We start from the raw sequence: 23,426 nt of genomic DNA, 5'->3' as shown, positions 1-23,426 counted from the left end.
TGGGTGTCGATTGAAACCCCTAGATCACAAAGACGGTCGAGGTGTGTCCGATCTTCACCCTTGCGCTCTCCCTCACACCAGATGGATACCCACCCAACAACATCGGAAAGCGGGCGGTTGTATCGTCGAAGTGTTCAACACCCGTCAGGGCTGGCCCGACTTGTCCTCAAGTCGGTTCGCTCGACGCAGCGATCGGCAGGAGAAATGACCGTGCAGAACGAGGCTGGGACCGGCCCTGAGGGGCGCGATCTCCTGGAGGTCTGGATCGACCAGGACCTCTGTACCGGCGACGGCATCTGCGCCCAGTACGCGCCCGAGGTCTTCGAGCTGGACATCGACGGTCTGGCCTATGTGAAGAGCGGTGACGACGCACTCCTGCAGACGCCGGGCGCCACAACGCCCGTTCCGCCGACGCTTCTGCGCGATGTCGCGGACTCGGCGAAGGAGTGCCCCGGCGACTGCATCCACGTGCGTCGCGTTTCGGACAGCGTGGAGGTCTACGGCCCCGACGCGGCGTGAGGTCGCGAGCTCACCGACAACTCAGCCATGAAGAAGGGCCTGTGCCCGCCGTCGACCGGCGGGCACAGGCCCTTCTTCATGGCGCTGTCGTCACACGCTGTGAGCCCCGGCGGGCGTGGACCGGGCGAACGTGCCGTCTTTCCATTGCCACTTGGCCTCGTCCTTGAGGTCCGGACAGCAGCTGGGCACGTCCGGTGTCGAATAGCCGTGGAGCGTGGCGGTGATCACACCGGCACGTACGGCGAAGTCGCTGACGTTCTGGCGGTCCTTCGGATCGACGAGCGTGGCGACGACCCGGGGTTTGCCTCCGGTGGCACGGGTGACGACGTACACGCCGTCGGGCGGCGTGCCCGATCCGGCGGCGCAGTGCACCACGGCGACGGTCTCGGGGCTGCCGTCCCCGTCGAGGTCCCCGGAGGCCTTCGTCTTGACGACGGGTTTTACGTTGCCGCAGGTGATGGGGTACGTGACGGTGGCCGGATCCGGGGCGGGCGCGGGGGCCGCCGCCGTCTTGCCGGGCGGCTTGGAACTCGGCTGGGCGGCGTTCGCGGGGTCGGGCTGCAAGAAGGACGAGCCCGCGATGACGGCGGCGAGCGCGGCCGCGGTGGCCAGCCAGTGGATGGGGCGGGTGGTGTTGTGTGCCAGTTCCGGGACGGCGGGGTGCTGCACTAGGAGTGTCTCCTGTGAGGGCTGTGCCGGTGGGGGAGGTGGCCAGCATCGTGCCATACCTCACAGTGCGGCGGAACACCGGGGTCGGTGAACGGACCGGCATGAACGAAAAGACGCCGCCGCCGAGTTCCCCGGGCGAAGGGGGAACTCGACGGCGGCGCCAGTGCGTTCAACGGTGGTGCGCGGGTGTCGGCACCCGCGGGGTTCTCAGCGCTCCGCGCGGGGTGTGCCGCCGTCGGCGTTCGGGCCTGTGTAGTCGTCGCCGTAGGCGCCCTTGGAGGGGCGGCGGCGGCGCATGGGCGGCTCGACGCCGTCCGCGAGGCGGCGGGCGGTGAGCAGGAAGCCGGTGTGCCCGATCATGCGGTGGTCGGGGCGGACGGCGAGACCCTCGACGTGCCAGTTGCGGATCATCGATTCCCAGGCGGTCGGCTCGTTGAAGCCGCCGATCTCACGGATGGACTCGACGGTCCTCGCGAGCTGGGTGGTGGTCGCCACGTAGCAGCAGAGGATGCCGCCGGGGACGAGCGCCTTGGAGACGACGTCCAGGCACTCCCAGGGAGCGAGCATGTCGAGGATGACGCGGTCGACGTCGGTGTCGCTCAGGTTGTCCTGGAGGTCTCCGACGGTGAGCTGCCAGGCGGGGTGCGGGGCGCCGAAGTAGCGCTCCACGTTCTGCTGGGCGATCTCGGCGAAGTCCTCGCGGCGCTCGTACGAGTGCAGCATTCCCTGGTCGCCGATGGCGCGCAGGAGGAAGCTGCTGAGCGAGCCGGAGCCCACACCCGCCTCGACGACGCGTGCGCCGGGGAAGATGTCGGCGAAGGCCAGGATCTGCCCCGCGTCCTTGGGGTAGACCACGGCGGCGCCGCGGGGCATGGACAGGACATAGTCGGGGAGCAGGGGGCGCAGCGCGAGGTAGGCGACGTTTCCCGTGGTGCGGACAACACTGCCCTCGGGAGCACCGATCAGCTCGTCGTGGGGGAAGGAACCCTTGTGGGTGTGGAAGTTCTTCCCGGCCTCGAGCGTGAACGTGTAGTGGCGGCCCTTGGGGTCGGTGAGCTGAACCTGGTCCCCGACCTTGAAGGGCCCGCGTCGGCGGGCGGCACCGGTCGGTTCGGACATGTGACCAGCCTACCGGCCCCTGCGGGGGCCGAGGACCACGGTGGGCGTCAGCTGGGGCGGGCCATCGCCTTGACGAAGGCGCGCTCCACGTCGGCGGCGGAGAGCACTCCGTAGATCTCGCCGGAGGCCTCGACCACGAGGTACTCCGTGGCGGGCGTCGCCCGGAGGGTGTCGAGGAGTTCCTCGCCGGCCAGCTCGGCGGAGATCCGCATGCCCTCGGTGATGTCCTGGGCGAGGCCGCTGACGGTGACCCAGGGGCGGCGGTGCTCGGGCACGCCGACGATGGCGGCCTCGCGGACCACCGACATGGGGTCGCCGTCGGCGTCGACCACGACGAGGGCCCTTGCCCCGGCGTCGTTGGCGCGGCGCAGCGCTTCGGAGAGCGGAGTGCTTGTCTCCACGGGCACCGCGCGGCGCGTCAGTGCACGGGCGCGAAGCTCGGGCAGGTGTTCGCGCAGGCGGGCCATGCGGAGGCTGTTGCCCGCGCCGGTCCAGATGATCGCGGCGAGGATCGCGGCGAGCAGGGCGTCCATGACGGTGTCCATGCCGCCGATGTCCTGGGTCTCGCCGCCGAGCGCGCCGGACTGGTTGAGGAGGGGCAGGCCGATCAGGACGGAGATGGCGAGCGCGCGGCCGACCCAGGCCGCGGCGATCGTGCCGCTCATGGGCTTGCCGGTGATCTTCCAGACGACGGCGCGGAGCATGCGGCCGCCGTCCAGGGGCAGGCCCGGCAGGAGGTTGAAGGCGGCGACGATGAGGTTTGAGATCATCAGTCCCGCGAGCAGGACGCCGGGCACGGTGCCGGGCTCGACGGCGCGCATGCCCGCGTAGAAGACGCCCGCGAGGACGAGGGAGAGCAGCGGCCCGACGAACGCGAGGACGAACTCGCGTCCGGGCGTCTCCGACTCCTTCTCGATCTCCGATACGCCGCCGAAGAACTGCAGCTGGATGCGGCGCACCGGCAGCTTGTAGCGCAGGGCGACGACGGTGTGGGCCAGTTCGTGGACGAGCACGGAGGCGTAGAAGGCGACGGCGAAGAAGAGCGAGACGAGATAGCGGGCGGCGCCGAGTTCGGGCAGGACACGGTCGAGCTGGCCGCCGAAGACCCACGTGATGAGGGCGGCCACGAGGAACCAGCTCGGCGCCACGTACACGGGCACGCCGAACGGCCGCCCCATGAGCAGCCCTCCCCCGGGTCCCTTCTTCCCCTTGGGCGGGGTCGTCTTGGGCGCGGGGCCGTGGGTGGCGTGCGCGAACTCGGGATGAGTGTCGTGCGGGTTCTTCCCGGGCGTGTCGTGCGGGGCCTTGCCTGGCGTGTCGTGCGGGGCCTTGCCTGGCGTGTCGTGCGGGGCCTTCGCGAGGCGGTCGCCGGGGCGCGTGGACTCCTCCGGGGGGCGCCCCGCTTCCTCGGGCGCCTGTCGGGGTGCTTCCTCGGGCGCCTGTCGGGGTGCTTCCTCAGGAGCCTGGGGCCGGGCGCCCTCCGCGCCCTCCCCGCTCTCGGATCCGCCCCGCGCGGGCCTCGCGGAGTCGGCCGTGTCCACCGGACGTGACGATTCCGAGTGGCCGGAGCCGTCTGGGGCCTCCGGCCTCCGACCGTCCGTCCCGTCGGGCTGCGGCCTGCCGCTCCCGGCGCTCTCGTCCACGATGTCCCCTTGTTCGAAGCGTCCCTCGCCCCTGTCCGGCGCGGTACACGCACGATCATGCAGGGTGAGAGGGTCTGTCGTCGATGGTATGCGGCCGTTGTCAGTGGCGGGTCGTAGGGTCTGTCCTCATGGAAACCAGCACCGAGGGTGCCGTGAAGGCCGTGCGCCCGGCGTCCCTGTCGCCCTCGCGCGCCAGTGACTTCATGCAGTGCCCGTTGCTCTACAGGTTCCGGGTGATCGACAAGCTGCCGGAGAAGCCGAGCGAGGCGGCGACCCGCGGCACGCTGGTGCACGCCGTCCTGGAGCGGCTCTTCGACGCGCCCGCGGGCGAGCGGACCGCGCCGCGCGCCAAGGCCCTGATCCCGGGTCAGTGGGACCGTCTGCGCGAGGCGAGGCCGGAGCTGACGGAGCTGTTCGCCGACGACGAGCAGGGTGAGCGGCTCACGCGCTGGCTCGCGGACGCGGAGAAGCTCGTCGAGCGGTGGTTCACCCTGGAGGACCCGACCCGTCTGGAGCCCGCCGAGCGCGAGCTGTTCGTGCAGGCTGAGCTGGACTCGGGCCTGAAGCTGCGCGGCATCATCGACCGCGTGGACGTGGCGCCCACCGGCGAGGTGCGGATCGTCGACTACAAGACGGGCAAGGCCCCCCGCCCCGAGTACTCCGAGGGCGCGCTCTTCCAGATGAAGTTCTACGCCCTGGTGGTGTGGCGTCTGAAGGGCGTGGTCCCGCGCCGCCTCCAGCTCGTCTATCTGGGCAGCGGGGACGTCATCACGTACGACCCCAGGACCGAGGACCTCGAGCAGGTCGAGCGGAAGCTGCACGCGCTGTGGGAGGCGATCACGCTCGCCACCGAGAGCGGTGACTGGCGGCCCCGGCCGACGAAACTCTGCGGTTGGTGCGATCATCAGGCCGTTTGTCCCGAATTCGGTGGGACTCCCCCGCCGTACCCCCTTGCTGCGAGGGTGCCCGAGTCCGAAGAGGACGCGCAGGGCAGAATGGCCCCGGGCTAGCGAAGGAGAGTTACGTGGCGATCCGTGTCCTACTGGTCGATGACCAGCCACTGCTGCGCACCGGGTTCCGGATGATTCTGGAGGCCGAGCAGGATGTCGCGGTCGTCGGCGAGGCCGGGGACGGCCTGCAGGCTCTCGACCAGGTGCGGGCGCTGCAGCCGGATGTGGTCCTGATGGACATCCGTATGCCGCGGATGGACGGCGTCGAGGCGACCCGGCAGATCACCGGGCCTGGCCGGGACGGACCGGCGAAGGTCCTGGTCCTGACCACTTTCGACCTCGACGAGTATGTGGTGGAGGCGCTGCGCGCGGGTGCCAGTGGCTTCCTGCTCAAGGATGCCCCCGCGGTCGAGCTGGTCCAGGCGATCCGGGTGGTCGCCTCGGGCGAGGCGATGCTCGCGCCGAGCATCACGCGCAGGCTACTCGACAAGTACGCCGGTCATCTCCCGTCGGGCGACGAGCCGGTGCCGGACACTCTGCACACGCTCACCGAGCGGGAGGTCGAGGTCCTCAAGCTGGTGGCGCGCGGCCTGTCGAACGCGGAGATCGCGGCGGACCTGTTCGTGAGCGAGACGACCGTCAAGACGCATGTGGGCCATGTGCTCACCAAGCTCGGGCTCCGCGACCGGGTGCAGGCCGCCGTGTACGCGTACGAGAGCGGTCTGGTGCGTCCCGGCGCCCAGTGACAGCAGTGCAGCGGCACATGAGAAGGCGGCCGTCCCTCCCGGGGCGGCCGCCTTCTCATGTGTCCGTGTGATCAGGACTTGCTGAGTTCCCAGAAGCGGAAGACCGTCGACGCGTCGAGGCACGATTCCACGCCGTACACGTCGTCGCGGATGACCGCGTACTGCTTGGCCTGCCAGACGGGCAGGATCGGCAGTTCGTCGGCGACGGTGTCCTGGAGCCGCGCGTACTCCTCGTCGGTCCTGGTGCGGTCGGTCTCGGCGGCGGTGCCGGGGATGATCTTCCCGGTGATGTCGCTGTTCCGGTAGTCGTTGCCAAGGACGTTGCCCTTGCCGAAGAACGGCTGCGTGAAGTTGTCCGGATCCGGGTAGTCAGGCACCCAGCCCTTGACGTAGACGCCGTACTTGCCGGCCTTGATGTCCTGCTCGTACTGGCTGAACGGGACCGACTTCACGTCGGCGTCGAAGAGTCCGCTCGCGTTGAGCTGCTTGGCTATGGTCTTCAGCTCCTGGTCGGTGGCGGGGCCGTAACGCGAGGGCGTGGACCAGAGGGTGAGGTCGACCTTGCCGCTCAGGCCCTCGTCGCGCAGGGCTGCCGCGGCCTTGGAGCGCTGCGGGCGGGCGCCGTAGGTGTCGAAGAAGGCGGTGCCGTGACCGCCGATCCCGGCCGGGACGATCGAGTACAGCGGCGTCGCCGTGTCCCGGTAGACGTCTCTGACCAGGGCGTCACGGTCGAGCAGGTACGCCATGGCCTTGCGGACGCCCAGCTTGCCCGCGACCGGGTCCTTCATGTTGAAGACCAGGTGCTGCACCTCGGCGCTCGTGCCCTCGACGACGTCGATGTTCTGGCTCGCGTCGGAGGTGTCCTGCTCGATGTCCGCGACGTCGTCGGAGGCGAGGCCCCGGTACGCGATGTCGATCTTGTCGTCCAGGAGTGCCTTCTTCAGGCCCTTCTGGTCGTCGTGGAAGAACTTGAGGGTGACGCCCTTGTTCTTCACCCTGGCGGTGCCCTTGTACTCGGGGTTGACCGAGAACACCGCCTGATCCTCGTTGAAGGAGTCGAGCTTGTACGGTCCCGAACCCGTGGCCTGGCCGTCGCCGCGCAGCCGGTCCATGTCGTACGAGGCGTGGTCGACGATGGATCCGGCACCGGACGCGATCTTGCTGGGGAAGGTGGCGTCGGCGTACTTGAGCTTGAAGACGACCTTCTTGGCGTTCGGGGTCTCGACGCGGTCGAGCATCGGGAACATGATCGCCGGACCGGCCCGGTCGTTCATCTTCATCATGCGGTCGAAGGAGTATTTGACGTCCTTCGAGGTCAGCGCGTTGCCGTTGCTGAACTTCAGGCCGTCGCGCAGCGTGCACTCGAAGACCTTGGTCCCCGAGCCGGTGAAGCCGCACTCCTTGGCGGCCTCAGGCTCCGGCTCCGTGGCCCCGCTCGGGAAGCTCATCAGGGACTGGAAGACGTTGTTGAACAGGAGCCACGACCCGGGGTCGTAGCCCGATGCCGGGTCGGTGGCCACGACGTCGTCCGACATGCCCATCACCACCGCGTCACCGTCCGCCCCCGCTCCGCCGGATTCCGTTCCGCAGCCGGTCAGCAGGGCGGCGGCCAGCCCTCCCGTGAGGGGGAGGGCCAGCCACTGGTTGCGCAAATTCACGAACGTGCCTTGTCGTTGATGTCAATCGGTAAAGCGAAGCCCGGCGGGGTGTGTGCCGGTGTGCGCGAGGACTAGTCGCTCACACCGCGGCCGAGCTCCCACAGCTGCAGGCTCGAGGCGGAGTTCAGGGCCCACTCGACGCCCGTGATGTCGTCGCGGGCGGCGATGTACTGCTTACCCTGCCAGAGGGGAATGAACGGCACGTCCTCGGCGACGATGTCCTGGATCTTCTGGATGCTCTTGGCGGCGGAGAGGCGGTCCGCCTCACGGCGCGAGTGCGGGATCAGCTCGTCGATGATGGTGGGGTTCGCGTACGGCGAGTTGAGGAAGTTGCCCTTGTCGAGGAACGGCGCGACGAAGCTGTCGGGGTCCGGGAAGTCGGGGAACCAGCCCATTCCGTAGACGTCGTACGCGCCCTTCTGCTCGGCGGGGCGGAAGGTGGTCCAGCCCTCACCCTTGATCGACACGTCGAACAGGCCGCTGTCGTTGAGCTGCTTCTGCAGGACCTGGAATTCCTTCTTGGTGCCCGGTCCGTAGTGGTCCGTCGTGTAGTGCAGGGTGAGCTTCACCGGCGTGCTGATGTCGGCCTTCTGCAGCAGGTCGCGGGCCTTGGCGGTGCTCGGGTTGCCGTACTTGTTGAAGAACGAGTTGGTGTGGCCCACGACCGTGGCCGGCACCAGGGAGTAGAGCGGTTCGGCCGCGTCGCCGTAGACGCCGGCCGCGAGGGCGCCGCGGTCGACGACCTGCGCCATGGCCTGACGGACCGCCTTGGACTTGACGGTGGTGGCGTCCGTGTTGAAGCCGATGTAGCGGATCTCGAGGCCCGGCGTCTCGACCAGGTCGATGTTGTTGCCCGGGTTCGCGTCGAGCTGCTTGATCTGCTCCGGCGACATGGTGCGCGTCATCATGTCGATGTCGCCGTCCTTGAGGGCCTTGCCCATGGCCTCTGTGGAGGCGTAGTCGACCAGCTCGATCTTGTCGCTCTTGGGCTTGAACGCGCCCTTGTAGTTGGAGTTCTTGGAGAACACCGTCTTGACGAGCGTGTCGCCCTTGACCTCTTGCTTGGCGGTGTAGGGGCCCGAACCGTCGATGTCGAAGCCGTCGCGCAGCTTGTTCTTCCCGTAGTGCTCCGAGCTGACGACGCCCGCGACGGGCGTGGCCAGCTTGTACGGGAACGTCGCGTCGGCGCTCTTGAGGTGGAAGACGATGCCCCGGTCGCCCTCGGTCTCGATCGCGTCGACGTTGGCCATCAGGCTGGAGGAGCCGGTGGAGTCCTTGATCTTCATGTCGCGCACGCGCTCGATGGAGAACTTCACATCTTTGACGGTCAGCGGCTTGCCGTCGGCGAACGTCAGGCCCTTGCGGAGCGTGCACTCGTAACGCTCGTTGCCGGTGTCGGTGAAGCCGCACTTCTGGGCGGCGTCGGGCTCCGGCTCTCCGTCGCCGCGCGGCGACGCCATCAGCGTCTGGACCGTCTGGCGCAGGATGTTCCAGGAGCCCGCGTCATAGGCGAACGCCGGGTCGAAGGGGGCAGGGACCTCCGGTGAGGTGGAGAACACGTCCGTGGTGCCGACAGCGATCGCGTCGTCTCCCCCACCGTCACCTGCCCCACCGCACGCCGCGAGCGCGGGAGCGAGCAGACCTGCCAAGGCAGGCAGCACCAAAGTCTTACGGTTCATGCTCGACGTTCTCCAGAGCTGTTGGTCCCGTGCGGACCGACAGCGAGGGGTGGGGTCAGTCGGACCGTGGGGTGTGGCGTTGTTCTCGCGAAGACATTAGTCCGCGCCGCCAGGAGGGCCGGAAGGCACCGGAGTTGCCCCTCAATCACACAGTGAAACCGGGCGCGGACACACCGATAACCCGACACAGGAAGGTTTCGTCAGGTTCCCCTCAATCAGGACACAACACCACTCCGCAACTCGCGCAAATCGGCGCTCCGACACAGCCCTGACCGACTGTCGACCCCCTGTGAAGTGGGAAAGATCACACCTTCGACGGCTCAGCGCTTTCCGGCCATCAGACCTTGCAGGAAAGGCAGGTTGACGTGTTCGAGGGACGGGACGACGGTTCTGCCTGCCGCCGCCGCGATGGGCGCGACGGACGGCACGGCCACCACTCGGCAGCCCGCCGCCTCGGCCGCCGCGACGCCGGTCGCGGTGTCCTCGATGACGGCACATCTGGCCGGTTCTGCCCCAACCCCCGCCGCCGCGAGGAGATAGGGATCGGGGTGCGGCTTGGTCCGGGTCACCTCGTCGCCCGCGATCGTCAGCGTGAAGTGGTGGGATCCGATCGAGTCGAGCACGCGGTCGATGATGCGCCGGTGCGACGCGGAGACCAGCGCCATCGGCACCTCGTGCGCGGCGAGTTCGGCGAGCAGCCGGGCGGCGCCCGGCATCATCGGCAGGGCGCGGCCGATGCGGTCCTCGAAGCCGTCGTTGAGCAGCACGGTCAGCTCGGGCACCGTGATGTCGGCCCCGGTGGACGCGATGAGGAATCCGGCGCTGCGGGTCATCGGCCCGCCGACGACGACGTCACGCCAGGCCTCGTCGAGCGTGTGTCCGAGTGCGGCGAACACCGCGACCTCGGCGTCCCACCAGAACCCCTCGGTGTCCACGAGTGTTCCGTCCATGTCGAGAAGCACCGCCTGAAGGTCGGAGCCTTCGGCCGTTCGGGTATCGAGCGCGGGAACCGTACTGGTCATCCGGGCACACCTCCGTGAGGGACGAGAAGGCCGGTTGCTCCCTTCTGACGGGTGAGCAACCGGCCTGCGCTGGACCGACAAGTGTACGACTTGTCGGCTTAGCGCGCGTTGAAGTATTTCGCCTCGGGATGGTGGATGACGATGGCGTCCGTGGACTGCTCCGGATGGAGCTGGAACTCCTCGGAGAGCTGCACTCCGATCCGCTCCGGCTCCAGGAGCTCGGCGATCTTCGCGCGGTCCTCCAGGTCGGGGCAGGCGCCGTAGCCGAGGGAGAAGCGCGCGCCGCGGTACTTCAGGGCGAACATGTCCTCGACGTCGGCGGGGTCCTCGCCGCCGAAGCCGAGTTCGGCGCGCACGCGCGCGTGCCAGTACTCGGCGAGAGCCTCGGCCAACTGGACGGACAGGCCGTGCAGTTCGAGGTAGTCGCGGTAGGAGTCGGCCTCGAAGAGCTTCGCGGTGGCCTCGCCGATCTTCGAGCCGACGGTGACGACCTGGAGGCCGACCACGTCCCTCTCGCCTGACTCCTCGGGGCGGAAGAAGTCCGCCAGGCACAGGCGCCGGCCGCGGCGCTGGCGCGGGAAGGTGAAGCGGGTGCGCTCGTTGCCCTCGTCGTCCAGGATGATCAGGTCGTCGCCCTTGGAGACACAGGGGAAGTAGCCGTAGACGACGGCCGCCTCCAGCATGTTCTTGGTGTGCAGCTCGTCCAGCCAGCCGCGCAGGTGGGGGCGTCCCTCCGTCTCGACGAGCTCCTCATAGGTGGGCCCGTCGCCCTTCCTGGCCTGCTTGAGGCCCCACTGGCCCTTGAACAGGGCACCCTCGTCCAGCCAGGAGGCGTACTCCTTGAGCTGGATGCCCTTGACGACGCGGGTGCCCCAGAACGGCGGGGTGGGCACGGGGTTGTCGACGGAGGTGTCCGAGCGGGCGGGGCCCTCGTCCTCGCTGACCTCCAGGGCGGGGGTGTCCTTCTTGGCCACGCGGCGCTGCTTCAGCTCGGGCAGCGTGGCGCCGGGGACGCCGCGCTTGACCGCGATGAGGGCGTCCATCAGGCGCAGGCCCTCGAACGCGTCGCGGGCGTAGCGGACCTCGCCCTCGTAGATCTCGTGGAGGTCCTGCTCGACGTAGGCACGGGTGAGTGCGGCGCCGCCGAGGATGACCGGGAAGTCCGCGGCCATCTTGCGCTGGTTGAGCTCCTCCAGGTTCTCCTTCATGATCACGGTCGACTTCACCAGGAGGCCCGACATGCCGATCACGTCCGCGCGGTGCTCGGCCGCGGCGTCCAGGATCGCGGCGACCGGCTGCTTGATGCCGAGGTTGACCACGTTGTAGCCGTTGTTGGACAAGATGATGTCGACGAGGTTCTTGCCGATGTCGTGGACGTCGCCGCGCACGGTGGCCAGGACGATCGTGCCCTTGCCCTCGGAGTCCGACTTCTCCATGTGCGGCTCCAGATGGGCGACCGCGGTCTTCATCACCTCTGCGGACTGCAGCACGAAGGGCAGCTGCATCTGGCCGGAGCCGAAGAGCTCGCCGACGACCTTCATGCCCTCCAAGAGGGTGTCGTTGACGATGTCGAGCGCCGGCCGGGACTCCAGGGCCTCGTCCAGGTCGGCCTCAAGGCCCTTCTTCTCGCCGTCGATGATGCGGCGCTGCAGGCGCTCGTCCAGCGGCAGGGCGAGAAGCTCCTCGGCCTTGCCCTCCTTCATCGACTTCATGTTGACGCCCTCGAAGAGCTCCATGAGCTTCTGCAGGGGGTCGTAGCCCTCTTCTCGGCGGTCGTAGATCAGGTCGTGGGCGGCCTTGACCTGCTCCTCCTCCAGGCGCGCGATGGGCAGGATCTTGGAGGCGTGCACGATCGCCGAGTCCAGGCCGGCCTTGACGCACTCGTCCAGGAAGACGGAGTTCAGGACGACACGGGCGGCCGGGTTGAGGCCGAAGGAGATGTTCGACAGGCCCAGGGTGGTCTGCACGTCCGGGTGGCGGCGCTTGAGCTCGCGGATCGCCTCGATGGTGGCGATGCCGTCTTTGCGGGACTCCTCCTGACCGGTGCAGATGGTGAAGGTCAGGGTGTCGATGAGGATGTCCGACTCGTGGATGCCCCAGTTGCCCGTCAGGTCGTCGATGAGGCGCTCGGCGATGGCGACCTTGTGCTCGGGGGTGCGGGCCTGGCCCTCCTCGTCGATGGTCAGCGCGATCAGCGCGGCGCCGTGCTCCTTGGCGAGGGCGGTGACCTTCGTGAAGCGGGACTCGGGTCCGTCGCCGTCCTCGTAGTTGACGGAGTTGATGACGGCGCGCCCACCCAGCTTCTCCAACCCGGCCTGCAGGACGGGCAGTTCGGTGGAGTCCAGGACGATGGGCAGGGTGGAGGCGGTGGCGAAGCGGCCCGCCAGCTCGGCCATGTCCGTCACGCCGTCGCGGCCCACGTAGTCGACGCACAGGTCGAGCATGTGGGCGCCTTCGCGGATCTGGTCGCGGGCCATCTCCACGCAGTCGTCCCAGCGGCCCTCCAGCATGGCCTCGCGGAACTTCTTCGAGCCGTTGGCGTTCGTACGCTCGCCGATCGCCATGTACGCGGTGTCCTGGCGGAAGGGCACGGTCTGGTAGAGCGAGGCGGCGCCGGGCTCGGGGCGCGGCTCACGGCGGACCGTCTCCGCGCCGCGCACCCGCTCCACGACCTGGCGCAGGTGCTCAGGCGTCGTGCCGCAGCAGCCACCGACCAGGGAGAGGCCGTACTCGCGTACGAAGGTCTCCTGGGCGTCGGCCAGCTCCGCCTCGGTCAGCGGGTAGTGGGCGCCGTTCTTGCCCAGGACCGGCAGGCCCGCGTTGGGCATGCAGGAGATCGGGACGCGCGAGTGGCGGGCCAGATAGCGCAGGTGCTCGCTCATCTCGGCCGGGCCCGTGGCGCAGTTCAGGCCGATCATGTCGATGCCCAGCGGCTCCAGGGCGGTCAGCGCCGCGCCGATCTCCGAGCCGAGGAGCATCGTGCCGGTCGTCTCGACGGTGACCGAGCAGATCAGCGGGAGGTTCGCGCCGGTGGCGTCCAGCGCGCGGCGGGCGCCGAGGATCGCGGACTTGGTCTGAAGGAGGTCCTGGGTGGTCTCCACCAGGAGGGCGTCCGCGCCGCCCGCGATCATGCCCTCGGCGTTGGTCTGGTAGGCGTCACGCAGCACCGTGTACGGGGCGTGCCCCAGCGTCGGCAGCTTCGTGCCCGGGCCCATCGAGCCAAGGACCCAGCGCTGCCGCCCGGTGGACGCGGTGAACTCGTCGGCGACCTCGCGGGCGATACGGGCACCCGCCTCGGAGAGCTCGAAGTTCCGCTCGGGGATGTCGTACTCGCTCAAGGCCGCGAAGTTCGTGCCGAACGTGTTGGTCTCCACGCAGTCCACACCGACCGCGAAGTACTCCTCGTGGACCGAGCGGACGATGTCCGGGCGGGTCACGTTCAGGATCTCGTTACAGCCCTCGAGGTTCTGGAAGTCCTCGAGGCTGGGGTCCTGGGCCTGGAGCATGGTGCCCATCGCACCATCGGCCACCACCACACGGGTGGCGAGTGCTTCGCGGAGGGCGTCGGCCCGGGTTCCGTTCGAGGAACCGGACGAGGGGGTCGGCAACGAGGCCATGAAAGAGCTCCCTGAGGTGCGACGGCTGTCGGCTTTGCGCTTCGGTGGAAGGCGCACCCGGTCAGGGTAGCCGGACGAAGGTCCAGAGCGCTGGAGTGTTCACGGGGCGGACGCGTGGCCGGTCCATCGCCGCCAGGAGGTGTGGCTCGCGGCCCGGCGGGAAATGGCGAGAACTCGCGACAAACCCAGCGTGCCGCTCTGTCGCGGGAGGTCGGCAACGACCGATAGTGTTCAGCATTGTCGAACGTGGAGTCAGAGGGGACGGAGGAAGGGGCTGCGATGGCACGGAACATCCAGTCGCTCGAACGGGCGGCCGCGATGCTGCGGCTCCTCGCGGGCGGGGAGCGGCGGCTCGGCCTCTCGGAGATCGCGTCCGCCCTCGGCCTTGCCAAGGGCACGGCTCACGGCATTCTGCGCACCCTGCAGGCGGAGGGCTTCGTCGAACAGGAGTCCGCGTCGGGCCGCTATCAGCTCGGCGCCGAGCTCCTGCGCCTGGGCAACAGCTATCTGGACGTGCACGAGCTGCGGGCCCGCGCCCTGGTCTGGACCGACGACCTGGCCCGGTCCAGCGGCGAGAGCGTCTACCTCGGCGTCCTGCACCAGCAGGGCGTCCTGATCGTGCACCACGTCTTCAGGCCCGACGACAGCCGCCAGGTCCTGGAAGTGGGCGCGATGCATCCGCTGCACTCCACGGCCCTGGGCAAGGTGCTCGCCGCCAACGACCCCGTGGCGCACAGTGAGGCCGCGGAGGCCGACTGGCAGAGCTTCACCTCGCGCACCGTCGTGGACCCCGACGGCTTCGAGGGCATCCTCGACCTGACCCGCGCACGCGGGTACGCCGCCGACATCGAGGAGACCTGGGAGGGCATCGCCTCCGTGGCCGCCCCCATCCACGACCGGCGCCGCATGCCGGTCGGCGCGGTCGGCATCACCGGTGCGGTGGAGCGCGTCCAGAAGGACGGGGAGCTGCGCCCCGATCTGATCGCGGCGGTACGGGACTGCGCCCGCGCCGTGTCGCGGGACCTGGGTGCCGGGCGCTTCTGAGCGCCCCTAGCGTCCTTACGGGGCACGCCCCCCGCTGCTCGACATGCAGCGGACACCCTTCCGAGCGATCATCGTGTGACGGTGATTCGTCCGGTGGCGACCCCTGCCGCGACCGATAACCCGAAACGATCAATAACGATCGTATTTTCAATTACAGAACTCTTGACGGGCAAGTAACGCCGGGGTGAGACTCGCGTCCATCGGTCGGCATTGTCGAACACCTACCGGCATTACGCGTTAGAGTGTGACAAGGCCAAGGGCCGGCAAGACCTCACCTGAGGTCGCGGACCACCGGAGGGACCCGGGGTTCGCCTTCCCCTGGACGAAGGACAAAGGAGTCGCGGGTGTCCAGCTCCGACATCTTCATCGGCGAGACCATCGGTACCGCCATTCTCGTACTGCTCGGCGGCGGCGTCTGTGCCGCCGTCACGCTCAAGGCCTCCAAGGCCAAGGACGCCGGCTGGCTCGCGATCACCTTCGGGTGGGGCTTCGCGGTGCTCACCGGCGCCTACCTGGCAGGTGGCGTGTCAGGCGCCCACCTCAACCCGGCGGTCACCATCGGCCTGGCCATCGAGGGCGGCACGAAGTGGAGCGACGTTCCGCTCTACCTCGCCTCTCAGCTGCTCGGCGCGATCATCGGCGCCGTCCTGGTCTGGCTCGCCTACCTGGGTCAGTTCAAGGCCCACCTCACCGACCCGGAGGTCCTCGCGGCGCAGCCGATGGAGGAGGGGCTCGTCGATCAGAAGGCGGCGCCCAAGGCCGGCCCGGTGCTCGGCGTCTTCGCCACCGGCCCCGAGATCCGCAACTACGCGCAGAACGTGCTCACCGAGATCATCGCGACGGTCGTACTGGTCCTCGCGATCCTCACCCAGGGCCTGAACGACGGCGGCAACGGCATCGGCACTCTCGGCGCGCTGATCACCGCCCTCGTCGTGGTGAGCATCGGCCTCTCGCTCGGTGGCCCCACGGGCTACGCGATCAACCCGGTCCGTGACCTGGGTCCGCGCATCGTGCACTCCCTCCTCCCGCTGCCGAACAAGGGCAGCTCGGACTGGGCGTACGCATGGGTGCCGATCGCCGGTCCGCTGATCGGTGGCGCCATCGCCGGAGGCATCTACAACCTCGCGTTCAAGTAGGACCGCGAGCGCCGCCGACGACCGCCCCAGGAAGACCGCCGAGAGCAAAGAAGACCAGGAGTACACCGTGAGCACCGACGCACACACCGCAGGCCCCTTCATCGCGGCCATCGACCAGGGCACCACTTCGAGCCGCTGCATCGTCTTCGACAAGGACGGCCGGATCGTCTCGGTCGACCAGAAGGAGCACGAGCAGATCTTCCCGAAGCCGGGCTGGGTCGAGCACGACGCGAGCGAGATCTGGACGAACGTCCAGGAAGTGGTCGCCGGCGCCATCTCCAAGGCCGGCATCACCCACGAGGACATCAAGGCGATCGGCATCACCAACCAGCGTGAGACCACGCTGCTCTGGGACAAGAACACCGGCGAGCCGGTGCACAACGCCATCGTCTGGCAGGACACCCGCACCGACGGCCTGTGCAGGGAGCTCGGCCGCAACGTCGGCAAGGACCGCTTCCGCCGTGAGACGGGCCTGCCCCTCGCCAGCTACTTCGCGGGGCCCAAGGCCCGCTGGCTGCTCGACAACGTCGAAGGGCTTCGCGAGCGCGCCGAGGCGGGCGACATCCTCTTCGGCACCATGGACTCCTGGGTCATCTGGAACCTGACGGGCGGTGTCAACGGCGGCAAGCACGTCACCGACGTCACCAACGCGTCGCGCACCATGCTGATGAACCTGCACACCATGAAGTGGGACGAGAAGATCGCCGAGTCCATCGGCGTGCCGATGCAGATGCTCCCCGAGCTCCGCTCCTCCGCCGAGGTCTACGGCGAGGTCACCGGCGGCAAGCTCGGCGACCTCCTGCCCGGCGTCCCCGTCGCCTCCGCGCTCGGCGACCAGCAGGCGGCCCTCTTCGGCCAGACCTGTTTCGCCAAGGGCGAGGCCAAGTCGACGTACGGCACCGGCACGTTCATGCTGATGAACACCGGTGAGTCGGCCATCAACTCCTACTCGGGCCTGCTGACCACCGTCGGCTACCAGATCGGCGGCCAGAAGCCGGTCTACGCGCTCGAGGGTTCCATCGCGGTCACCGGTTCCCTGGTGCAGTGGATGCGCGACCAGATGGGCCTGATCAACTCCGCCGCCGAGATCGAGACGCTCGCGTCGTCGGTCGAGGACAACGGCGGCGCCTACTTCGTACCGGCCTTCTCCGGCCTGTTCGCCCCGTACTGGCGCTCCGACGCCCGCGGTGTGATCACCGGTCTCACCCGGTACGTCACCAAGGCGCACATCGCGCGCGCCGTCCTGGAGGCCACGGCCTGGCAGACCCGTGAGATCACCGACGCCATGACGAAGGACTCCGGCGTCGAGCTCACGGCCCTCAAGGTCGACGGCGGCATGACCTCCAACAACCTGCTGATGCAGACGCTCTCGAACTTCCTCGACGCACCGGTGGTGCGCCCGATGGTGGCCGAGACGACCTGCCTCGGCGCCGCCTACGCCGCCGGTCTCGCCGTCGGCTTCTGGTCCGGCACCGACGAGCTGCGCGCCAACTGGCGCCGGGCGGCGGAGTGGACCCCCTCCATGGACGCGGACACCCGCGCCCGTGAGTACAAGAGCTGGCTCAAGGCCGTGGAACGTTCCATGGGCTGGCTCGACGAAAGTGGCGAGGAGTAATCAACATGACCACCCTGCAGAGCGTCCCTGCCCTCGGGACGCATCCGGCTGCCGGTTCCAACCCGAGCCGCGCCGAGACCCGGGAGCAGCTTTCCAAGGCGACGTACGACCTCCTGGTGATCGGCGGCGGGATCCTGGGCATCTCCACCGCCTGGCATGCCGCGCAGTCGGGCCTGCGGGTGGCCCTGGTGGACGCCGGTGACTTCGCCGGCGCCACCTCCTCCGCCTCCTCCAAGCTGCTCCACGGCGGTCTGCGCTACCTGCAGACCGGCGCGGTGAAGCTGGTCGCGGAGAACCACTTCGAGCGCCGCGCGGTGTCGCGTCAGGTGGCCCCCCACCTGGCGAACCCGCTCACCTTCTACCTGCCCGTCTACAAGGGCGGCCCGCACGGCGCCGCCAAGCTGGGCGCGGGCGTCTTCGCCTACTCGGCGCTCTCCGCCTTCGGCGACGGCGTCGGCCACCTGCTCAGCCCCTCGAAGGCCGCGCAGGACGTGCCGGAGCTGCGCACGGACAACCTGAAGGCCGTCGCCGTGTACGGCGACGACCAGATGAACGACTCCCGCATGGCCCTGATGACGGTCCGCGCGGCTGTCGAGGCCGGCGCCGTCGTCCTCAACCACGCCGAGGTCACGGGCCTTCGCTTCACCAAGGGCCGGGTCACGGGCGCGGAGCTCAAGGACCGCATGAGCGGCGACGAGTTCGGCGTCAACGCCCGCCTCGTGCTCAACGCGACCGGCCCCTGGGTCGACCACCTGCGCAAGATGGAGAACCCGGACGCGGCACCCTCCATCCGCCTCTCCAAGGGCGCGCACCTGGTCCTCAAGCGCACCGCACCCTGGAAGGCCGCGCTGGCCACGCCGATCGACAAGTACCGCATCACGTTCGCCCTGCCGTGGGAGGACATGCTCCTTCTCGGCACGACGGACGAGGAGTTCGAGGGCGACCCGGCCGACGTGAGCGTCACCGAGTCCGACACCGCGCAGATCCTGGACGAGGCCGCGTTCTCCATCCGCGACCAGCAGCTGTCCCGCGACCTGATCACGTACTCCTTCGCGGGTCTGCGCGTGCTGCCCGGCGGGCCCGGCGACACGTCGAAGGCCAAGCGCGAGACGGTCGTCACCGAGGGCGCGGCCGGCATGCTCTCCGTCGCGGGCGGCAAGTGGACGACCTTCCGCCACATCGGCCGTACGGTGATGAAGAAGCTGGAGTCGCTGCCGGGTCACCCCCTCGGCGACGACTACGAGCCGATCTCGCAGTTGCAGAAGCGTCTGCCGCTGCCCGGCATCGCCAACCCGCGCGCGGTCGCGCACCGCCTGCTCGTCGACGGTCCGGCGCCGGGCCCGCGCATGTCCGCCGACACCGCCAAGCACCTGGCGACGCACTACGGCTCGCTCTCCTTCGACATCGCCCGTATCGCGAACGAGAACCCGGAGCTCGCCGAGCGCGTCTCGCCGGACGCCCCGGAGATCTGGGCGCAGGTCGTCTACGCCCGTGACCACGAGTGGGCCGAGACGGCGGACGACGTCCTGCGTCGCCGTACGACGCTGACGATCCGCGGCCTCGCCACGGACGAGGTCCGCGGCAAGGTCCAGGACGTGCTCGACGGCAAGTAAGCACTGGCTGGTAGAAACTGGCTGGTCGAAGGGGCGGCTCCCTCTCTTTTGGGGGCCGCCCCTTCGGCGTACCCGGCCGGGCCGCCACACCGCGTACATACGCGTGCAATACGGCACGGGGAGAGTAGGAGGATGCCTCCGGTTCCTCTCTCAGTACTCGATCTGGTCCCCGTCACCTCCGGTTCGAACGCTCCGACGGCGCTGCGCGACACCGTCGAACTGGCCCGCGCGGCCGAGGAGTTCGGCTTCCGCCGCTACTGGCTGGCCGAGCACCACCTCAATCCCGGTGTCGCGGGTTCGGCGCCCGCCCTGGTGATCCAGGCGGTGGCGCAGGCGACGCGGGAGATCCGGGTGGGCTCCGGCGCGGTGCTGCTCGGGCATCAGACTCCGCTGTCCGTCGTGGAGCAGTTCGGGATTCTGGACGCGCTGTATCCGGGGCGGATCGATCTGGGGCTCGGCAGGTCCGGGCGCCCGCGCGCCACGGGGTCCGACGCCCCCGGAGGCTCCGGGGTTCCCGCGGGCCTGGCCCGGCTGCTGCGGTCGCCGCGCTTCCGGCTGCAGTTCGAACTGCTCCAGCAGCCGGGCGCGCGGACTCCGGCGTACGACGAGCAGGTCGGCGACATCCTCGCGCTCTTCGGCGGTACGTACCGTGGCGATGACGGCACCGAGGCGCACGCGATACCCGGTGAAGGCGCCGATGTCGACGTGTGGGTCCTGGGCAGCGGCGCGGGCGAGAGTGCCGAGGTGGCGGGGGCGCGGGGGCTGCCGTTCGGGGCGAACTACCACGTCAGTCCGGCCACGGTGATCGAGGCGGTGGACGCCTACCGCGCCGCGTTCCGGCCATCGGCGGCGCTCTCCGCTCCCTATGTCCTGGTGTCCGCCGACGCCGTGGTCGGGCCCGACGACGCTTCGGCGCGGCGGCTCGCGTCCGGGTACGCGCCGTGGGTGCGGTCCATCCGCAGGGCGGAGGGTGCGATCGAGTTCCCCACGCCGGAGGAGGCGGACCGCATCGAATGGACGCGGGAGGACCGGGAGTTGGTCGCCGACCGCGTCGACACGCAGTTCGTGGGCGGTCCCGAGACGGTGACGGACGGCCTGGCGGAACTCCGGCAGGCCACGGGTGCGGACGAGTTGCTCATCACCACCATCACGCACGACCACGCGGACCGGGTGCGGTCGTACGAGTTGCTTGCGCAGGCCTGGCAGAAGCAGGGCTGATCCCACCGCGGCACGGTTCGCCGCGGCACGGTTCGCCGCGGCACGGTTCGCCGCGGCTCGATTCACGAAAGAGGGCACCATGAAGTTCCAGGTCCTGTCGATCATCGGGCATGCCCCCCACCCGCTGACCGGCCACCTGCCCACGTCCGCCGACCGGTTGGCGGACGTGATCGAGGTCGGTGTGGCCGCCGAGCGGCTCGGCTACGACGCGTACGCCGTGGGAGAGCGGCACGCGGGCGCATTCCTGTCGTCGAGCCCCACCGTCGTGCTCGGCGCACTCGCCGCCCGGACCACCCGGATCAAACTGCTCACCGGTGTCACCGTCGTGGCGATCCTCGACCCGGTCCGGGTCGCCGAGGACTACGCGACACTCGATCAGATCTCGCGCGGCCGCGTCGAGTTGGTGATCGGGAAGGGCGCGGAGGCCGGGCACTTCGATCTCTTCGGGCTCGACGAGGAGCGGCAGTGGGATCTGCAGAAGGAGAAGTACGAACTGCTCCGCCGCCTGTGGAGCGAGGAGAACGTCGACTGGGAGGGCGAGTTCAGGCCCGCCCTGAAGGACGTGACCACGGTGCCGCGCCCGTACGCGGGCCTGCCGCGCGTCTGGCACGGCTCGGCGACGTCCCTCAACTCCCCCGATCTGGCCGCCAAGCACGGGGATCCGCTCTTCACCGCCAACGCCATCCAGCCGCGCGCCGCGTACGCGAAGCTGATCGCGCACTATCGCGCGCGGTTCGAGGAGTACGGGCACGATCCGGCGCGCGCCCGGGTGGCGGCGGGCTCCGGCGGGCTGCTCATCGCGGACTCCGCGGAGCTGGCGGCCTCGCGCTACCGCGAGCTGTACGAGGCGAAGGTGCGTCAGACCTTCAAGCCGCATCTGGAGGGAAAGGCGGGCTACAACACCCCCTTCCGCACCATCGAGGACGCGATCGCCGACGGGCCGCAGCTCATCGGCTCGCCGCAGCAGATCATCGACAAGATCCTCGGCTACCACGAGGTGTACGGGCACGACCTGCAGTCCATCACCGTGGACGGGTTCGGTCTGGAGCGTGGCGAGCAGATCGAGACGCTCCAGCGGTTCGCCGAGGAGATCGCGCCGGTGGTCCGCAGGGCCGCGCCGTCCACGCTGTGGGACACCCAGTGAGCGCGGCTGACGTCGGCTGACCTGGGAGTTACGATCCCCCGTACCCACCTTGTCCCCTTCTGGAGCGAGCCATGACCCTCCTGACGACCTGGCCGGAGTCCGGCACCGAGACCGTCATACGCCGCACGGCGGACCCGGCCGAGATCGCCGCCGCGCTCGCCCCGGTCGGCGTGCGCTACGAGCAGTGGCCGGTGCGCGAGGACGTACCCGCCGACGCGGACAGCGACACCGTCCTCGCCGCGTACCGCGCGGAGATCGACAAGCTCAACGCCGAGGAGGGCTTCCAGACGGTCGACGTGGTCGCGCTGCACCCCAGCGACGACCCCGAGTGGCCCGAGAAGGCGAAGGCGGCCCGGCAGAAGTTCCTCGCCGAGCACACGCACGACGACGATGACGAGGTGCGGTTCTTCGTCGCGGGCGCCGGGATCTTCTATCTGCACGTGGCAGGCGAAGTGCACGCGGTCTACTGCGAGAAGGGCGATCTGCTCGGGGTGCCGCGCGGCACGACCCACTGGTTCGACATGGGCACGTCGCCCGCGTTCACGGCGATCCGCTTCTTCCACGAGGAGGACGGCTGGATCGGCACGTTCACGGGAAGCCCGATCGCGGACCGCTTCCCGGACTTCGACGCGATTCACGCGGGATACGCCGCGTGACCTCGGGTTCGGGGTTCGACGTCGACGCTGTCGTGCTGGACATCGAGGGCACCACGAGCGCCACGGGGTTCGTGGTGGATGTGCTGTATCCCTACGCGCGCGAGCGCTTCGGGACGCTGCTCGACTCGCGGGGCGAGGAGCCGGAGGTGGCGCGGGCCCTCGCCCAGGTGCGGGAACTGGCCGGTGAGCCGGACGCGGACGCCGGGCGGGTGGAGAAGGTCCTGGGCGAATGGGCCGACGCCGACCGCAAGGCGACGCCCCTGAAGACGCTCCAGGGCATCCTCTGGGCGGAGGGCTTCGCGCGGGGCGAGTTGGTCTCGCACTTCTACCCCGAGGTGATCGACGTGCTGCGCGGCTGGGCGGCGGACGGGGTACGCCTTTACGTGTACTCGTCCGGGTCCGTCGGGGCGCAGCGGGCGTGGTTCACGTACTCGCCCGAGGGCTCCCTGATGGACCTCGTGAGCGGTTTCTACGACACCGAGAACGCGGGCCCGAAGCAGGAGCCGGGTTCTTACCGCGCGATTTCGGCCGCGGTCGGGGTGCACCCCGGCCGCACGCTGTTCCTCTCCGACCGGCTCGGGGAGCTTGACGCGGCGCGGGACGCCGGGTGGCGGACCGTGGGAGTACGTCGGGCCGGGGAGCCGTACTTCGCCGCCGGGGTCGGCGGGCATGCGGAGGTTTCGGCCTTCGACGAGATCAGCCTTGCGAGGAGCGTTCGATGAGTTCGACGAGTGGGACCACCGCTGTTCTCGACCTGGAGGAGGCGGGGGCCGTCCTCGCCGCCGAGGCCGCGCGGTTCGCGTCGTTCGGGTGGATGCGGGGTACGTCCGGGAACCTGTCCGTGGTCCTCTCGCGTACGCCGCTTCAGCTCGCGGTGACGGCGAGCGGGCGGGACAAGGGTGAACTCACCTCCAAGGACGTGGTGTTGACGGACGAGTCCGGTGCGGCGCTGGGCGCGGGGCGGCCTTCGGCGGAGGCCGCGCTGCACGCCCGGGTCGCCGCGCTCACCGGGGCCGGGGCCGTGGTGCACGTCCACACCGTGGCGTCGGTGGCCATGGGGCACCGGAAGCCGGGGGGTGTGGCGTTCCGGGACCTGGAGATGCTGAAGGGGCTCGGGCACGGGACGCATGAGGTCGCCGTGACGCTGCCGGTGATCGAGAACAGCCAGGACATGGGTGTGCTGGGGGATCGTCTTGAGGCCGCGCTGGAGCCGGGGATGCCGGCGGTGGTTGTCGCCGGGCACGGGCTGTACGTGTGGGGGGCGGATCCTCGGGAGGCGCGGCACCGCACGGAGGTCGTGGAGTGGTTGCTGGAGCTTGAGCTGACGCGGGGCTGATCTTCCCCGACCCCGCCGCTTCCCGGCTGTACCGATAACCGA

At 69.4% G+C, this 23,426-nt stretch carries 19 protein-coding genes; 12 read left to right on the top strand and 7 right to left on the bottom strand.

The genetic code is table 11. From position 1 onward, the window contains the following. Positions 1–204: 204 nt before the first annotated feature. The gene (locus ACFVXC_RS30890) at positions 205–519 is read left to right on the top strand and encodes a ferredoxin (protein WP_389911807.1); all 315 of its coding nucleotides are present in this window, start codon (positions 205–207) and stop codon (positions 517–519) included. A 90-nt stretch (positions 520–609) separates the two neighbouring features. On the opposite strand, the gene ACFVXC_RS30885 is transcribed toward ACFVXC_RS30890, so the two are convergent. From ACFVXC_RS30885 to ACFVXC_RS30875, 3 genes are all read right to left on the bottom strand, one after another. Then, positions 610–1,188, bottom strand: a complete 579-nt coding sequence (locus tag ACFVXC_RS30885; protein ID WP_389911805.1) for a hypothetical protein — start codon at positions 1,186–1,188, stop codon at positions 610–612. Positions 1,189–1,395: 207 nt separating this feature from the next. Beyond that, positions 1,396–2,307 (bottom strand): tRNA (adenine-N1)-methyltransferase, encoded by a 912-nt coding sequence (locus tag ACFVXC_RS30880; protein ID WP_383285533.1) that lies wholly within the window; start codon positions 2,305–2,307, stop codon positions 1,396–1,398. 47 nt (positions 2,308–2,354) lie between these two features. Beyond that, the gene (locus ACFVXC_RS30875; RefSeq protein ID WP_389911802.1) at positions 2,355–3,950 is read right to left on the bottom strand and encodes a site-2 protease family protein; all 1,596 of its coding nucleotides are present in this window, start codon (positions 3,948–3,950) and stop codon (positions 2,355–2,357) included. A 128-nt stretch (positions 3,951–4,078) separates the two neighbouring features. On the opposite strand from ACFVXC_RS30875, the gene ACFVXC_RS30870 reads away from it, so the two are divergent. Beyond that, entirely contained in the window at positions 4,079–4,960 is an 882-nt protein-coding gene (locus tag ACFVXC_RS30870; protein WP_389911800.1) for a RecB family exonuclease, read from the top strand. 14 nt (positions 4,961–4,974) lie between these two features. Beyond that, complete coding sequence (locus ACFVXC_RS30865) at positions 4,975–5,646, top strand: response regulator (protein ID WP_389911797.1); 672 nt, start codon at positions 4,975–4,977, stop codon at positions 5,644–5,646. Between the two features lie 71 nt (positions 5,647–5,717). Here the strand turns inward: ACFVXC_RS30865 and ACFVXC_RS30860 are convergent, their stop codons facing one another. The 4 genes from ACFVXC_RS30860 to metH form a co-directional block, all read right to left on the bottom strand. Next, complete coding sequence (locus ACFVXC_RS30860) at positions 5,718–7,304, bottom strand: ABC transporter substrate-binding protein (RefSeq protein ID WP_389911795.1); 1,587 nt, start codon at positions 7,302–7,304, stop codon at positions 5,718–5,720. Between the two features lie 71 nt (positions 7,305–7,375). Then, entirely contained in the window at positions 7,376–8,983 is a 1,608-nt protein-coding gene (locus ACFVXC_RS30855; protein WP_389911793.1) for an ABC transporter substrate-binding protein, read from the bottom strand. Between the two features lie 320 nt (positions 8,984–9,303). Beyond that, on the bottom strand, positions 9,304–10,005 hold the full coding sequence (locus tag ACFVXC_RS30850; RefSeq protein WP_389911790.1) for an HAD-IA family hydrolase: 702 nt from the start codon (positions 10,003–10,005) through the stop codon (positions 9,304–9,306). A gap of 98 nt (positions 10,006–10,103) precedes the next feature. Beyond that, positions 10,104–13,622 (bottom strand): methionine synthase, encoded by a 3,519-nt coding sequence (gene metH / locus ACFVXC_RS30845; protein ID WP_389911787.1) that lies wholly within the window; start codon positions 13,620–13,622, stop codon positions 10,104–10,106. 279 nt (positions 13,623–13,901) lie between these two features. Between metH and ACFVXC_RS30840 the strand changes: the two genes are divergently transcribed. The 9 genes from ACFVXC_RS30840 to mtnB all read left to right on the top strand — a co-directional run bounded on the left by ACFVXC_RS30840 (position 13,902) and on the right by mtnB (position 23,384). Next, entirely contained in the window at positions 13,902–14,666 is a 765-nt protein-coding gene (locus tag ACFVXC_RS30840) for an IclR family transcriptional regulator (protein WP_389911784.1), read from the top strand. Between the two features lie 344 nt (positions 14,667–15,010). Then, positions 15,011–15,802, top strand: coding sequence for an MIP/aquaporin family protein (locus ACFVXC_RS30835; RefSeq protein WP_389911781.1), 792 nt, complete (start codon positions 15,011–15,013; stop codon positions 15,800–15,802). A gap of 67 nt (positions 15,803–15,869) precedes the next feature. After that, entirely contained in the window at positions 15,870–17,417 is a 1,548-nt protein-coding gene (gene glpK, locus ACFVXC_RS30830) for a glycerol kinase GlpK (protein ID WP_389911778.1), read from the top strand. A 5-nt stretch (positions 17,418–17,422) separates the two neighbouring features. Continuing rightward, complete coding sequence (locus tag ACFVXC_RS30825) at positions 17,423–19,030, top strand: FAD-dependent oxidoreductase (RefSeq protein WP_389911775.1); 1,608 nt, start codon at positions 17,423–17,425, stop codon at positions 19,028–19,030. A 132-nt stretch (positions 19,031–19,162) separates the two neighbouring features. Further along, complete coding sequence (locus ACFVXC_RS30820; protein WP_389911772.1) at positions 19,163–20,248, top strand: LLM class flavin-dependent oxidoreductase; 1,086 nt, start codon at positions 19,163–19,165, stop codon at positions 20,246–20,248. Between the two features lie 79 nt (positions 20,249–20,327). Further along, positions 20,328–21,392, top strand: a complete 1,065-nt coding sequence (locus ACFVXC_RS30815; RefSeq protein WP_389911769.1) for an LLM class flavin-dependent oxidoreductase — start codon at positions 20,328–20,330, stop codon at positions 21,390–21,392. 71 nt (positions 21,393–21,463) lie between these two features. Further along, positions 21,464–22,048 carry an acireductone dioxygenase gene (locus tag ACFVXC_RS30810; protein ID WP_389911766.1) on the top strand — a complete coding sequence of 195 codons (585 nt, stop codon included), beginning with the start codon at positions 21,464–21,466 and terminating at the stop codon, positions 22,046–22,048. Beyond that, positions 22,045–22,770: an acireductone synthase gene (gene mtnC / locus ACFVXC_RS30805; RefSeq protein WP_389911764.1), complete on the top strand. Its 726-nt coding sequence runs from the start codon at positions 22,045–22,047 to the stop codon at positions 22,768–22,770. Before ACFVXC_RS30810 ends, mtnC begins: the two co-directional genes overlap by 4 nt. Beyond that, a complete protein-coding gene (mtnB, locus tag ACFVXC_RS30800; RefSeq protein WP_389911761.1) occupies positions 22,767–23,384 on the top strand; it encodes a methylthioribulose 1-phosphate dehydratase in 618 nt (205 codons plus the stop codon). Before mtnC ends, mtnB begins: the two co-directional genes overlap by 4 nt. Positions 23,385–23,426: the final 42 nt, after the last annotated feature.

This window comes from Streptomyces sp. NPDC058257 (assembly GCF_042881845.1).
Lineage (GTDB): Bacteria > Actinomycetota > Actinomycetes > Streptomycetales > Streptomycetaceae > Streptomyces.
This window is presented reverse-complemented; position numbering and strand designations above follow the sequence as displayed.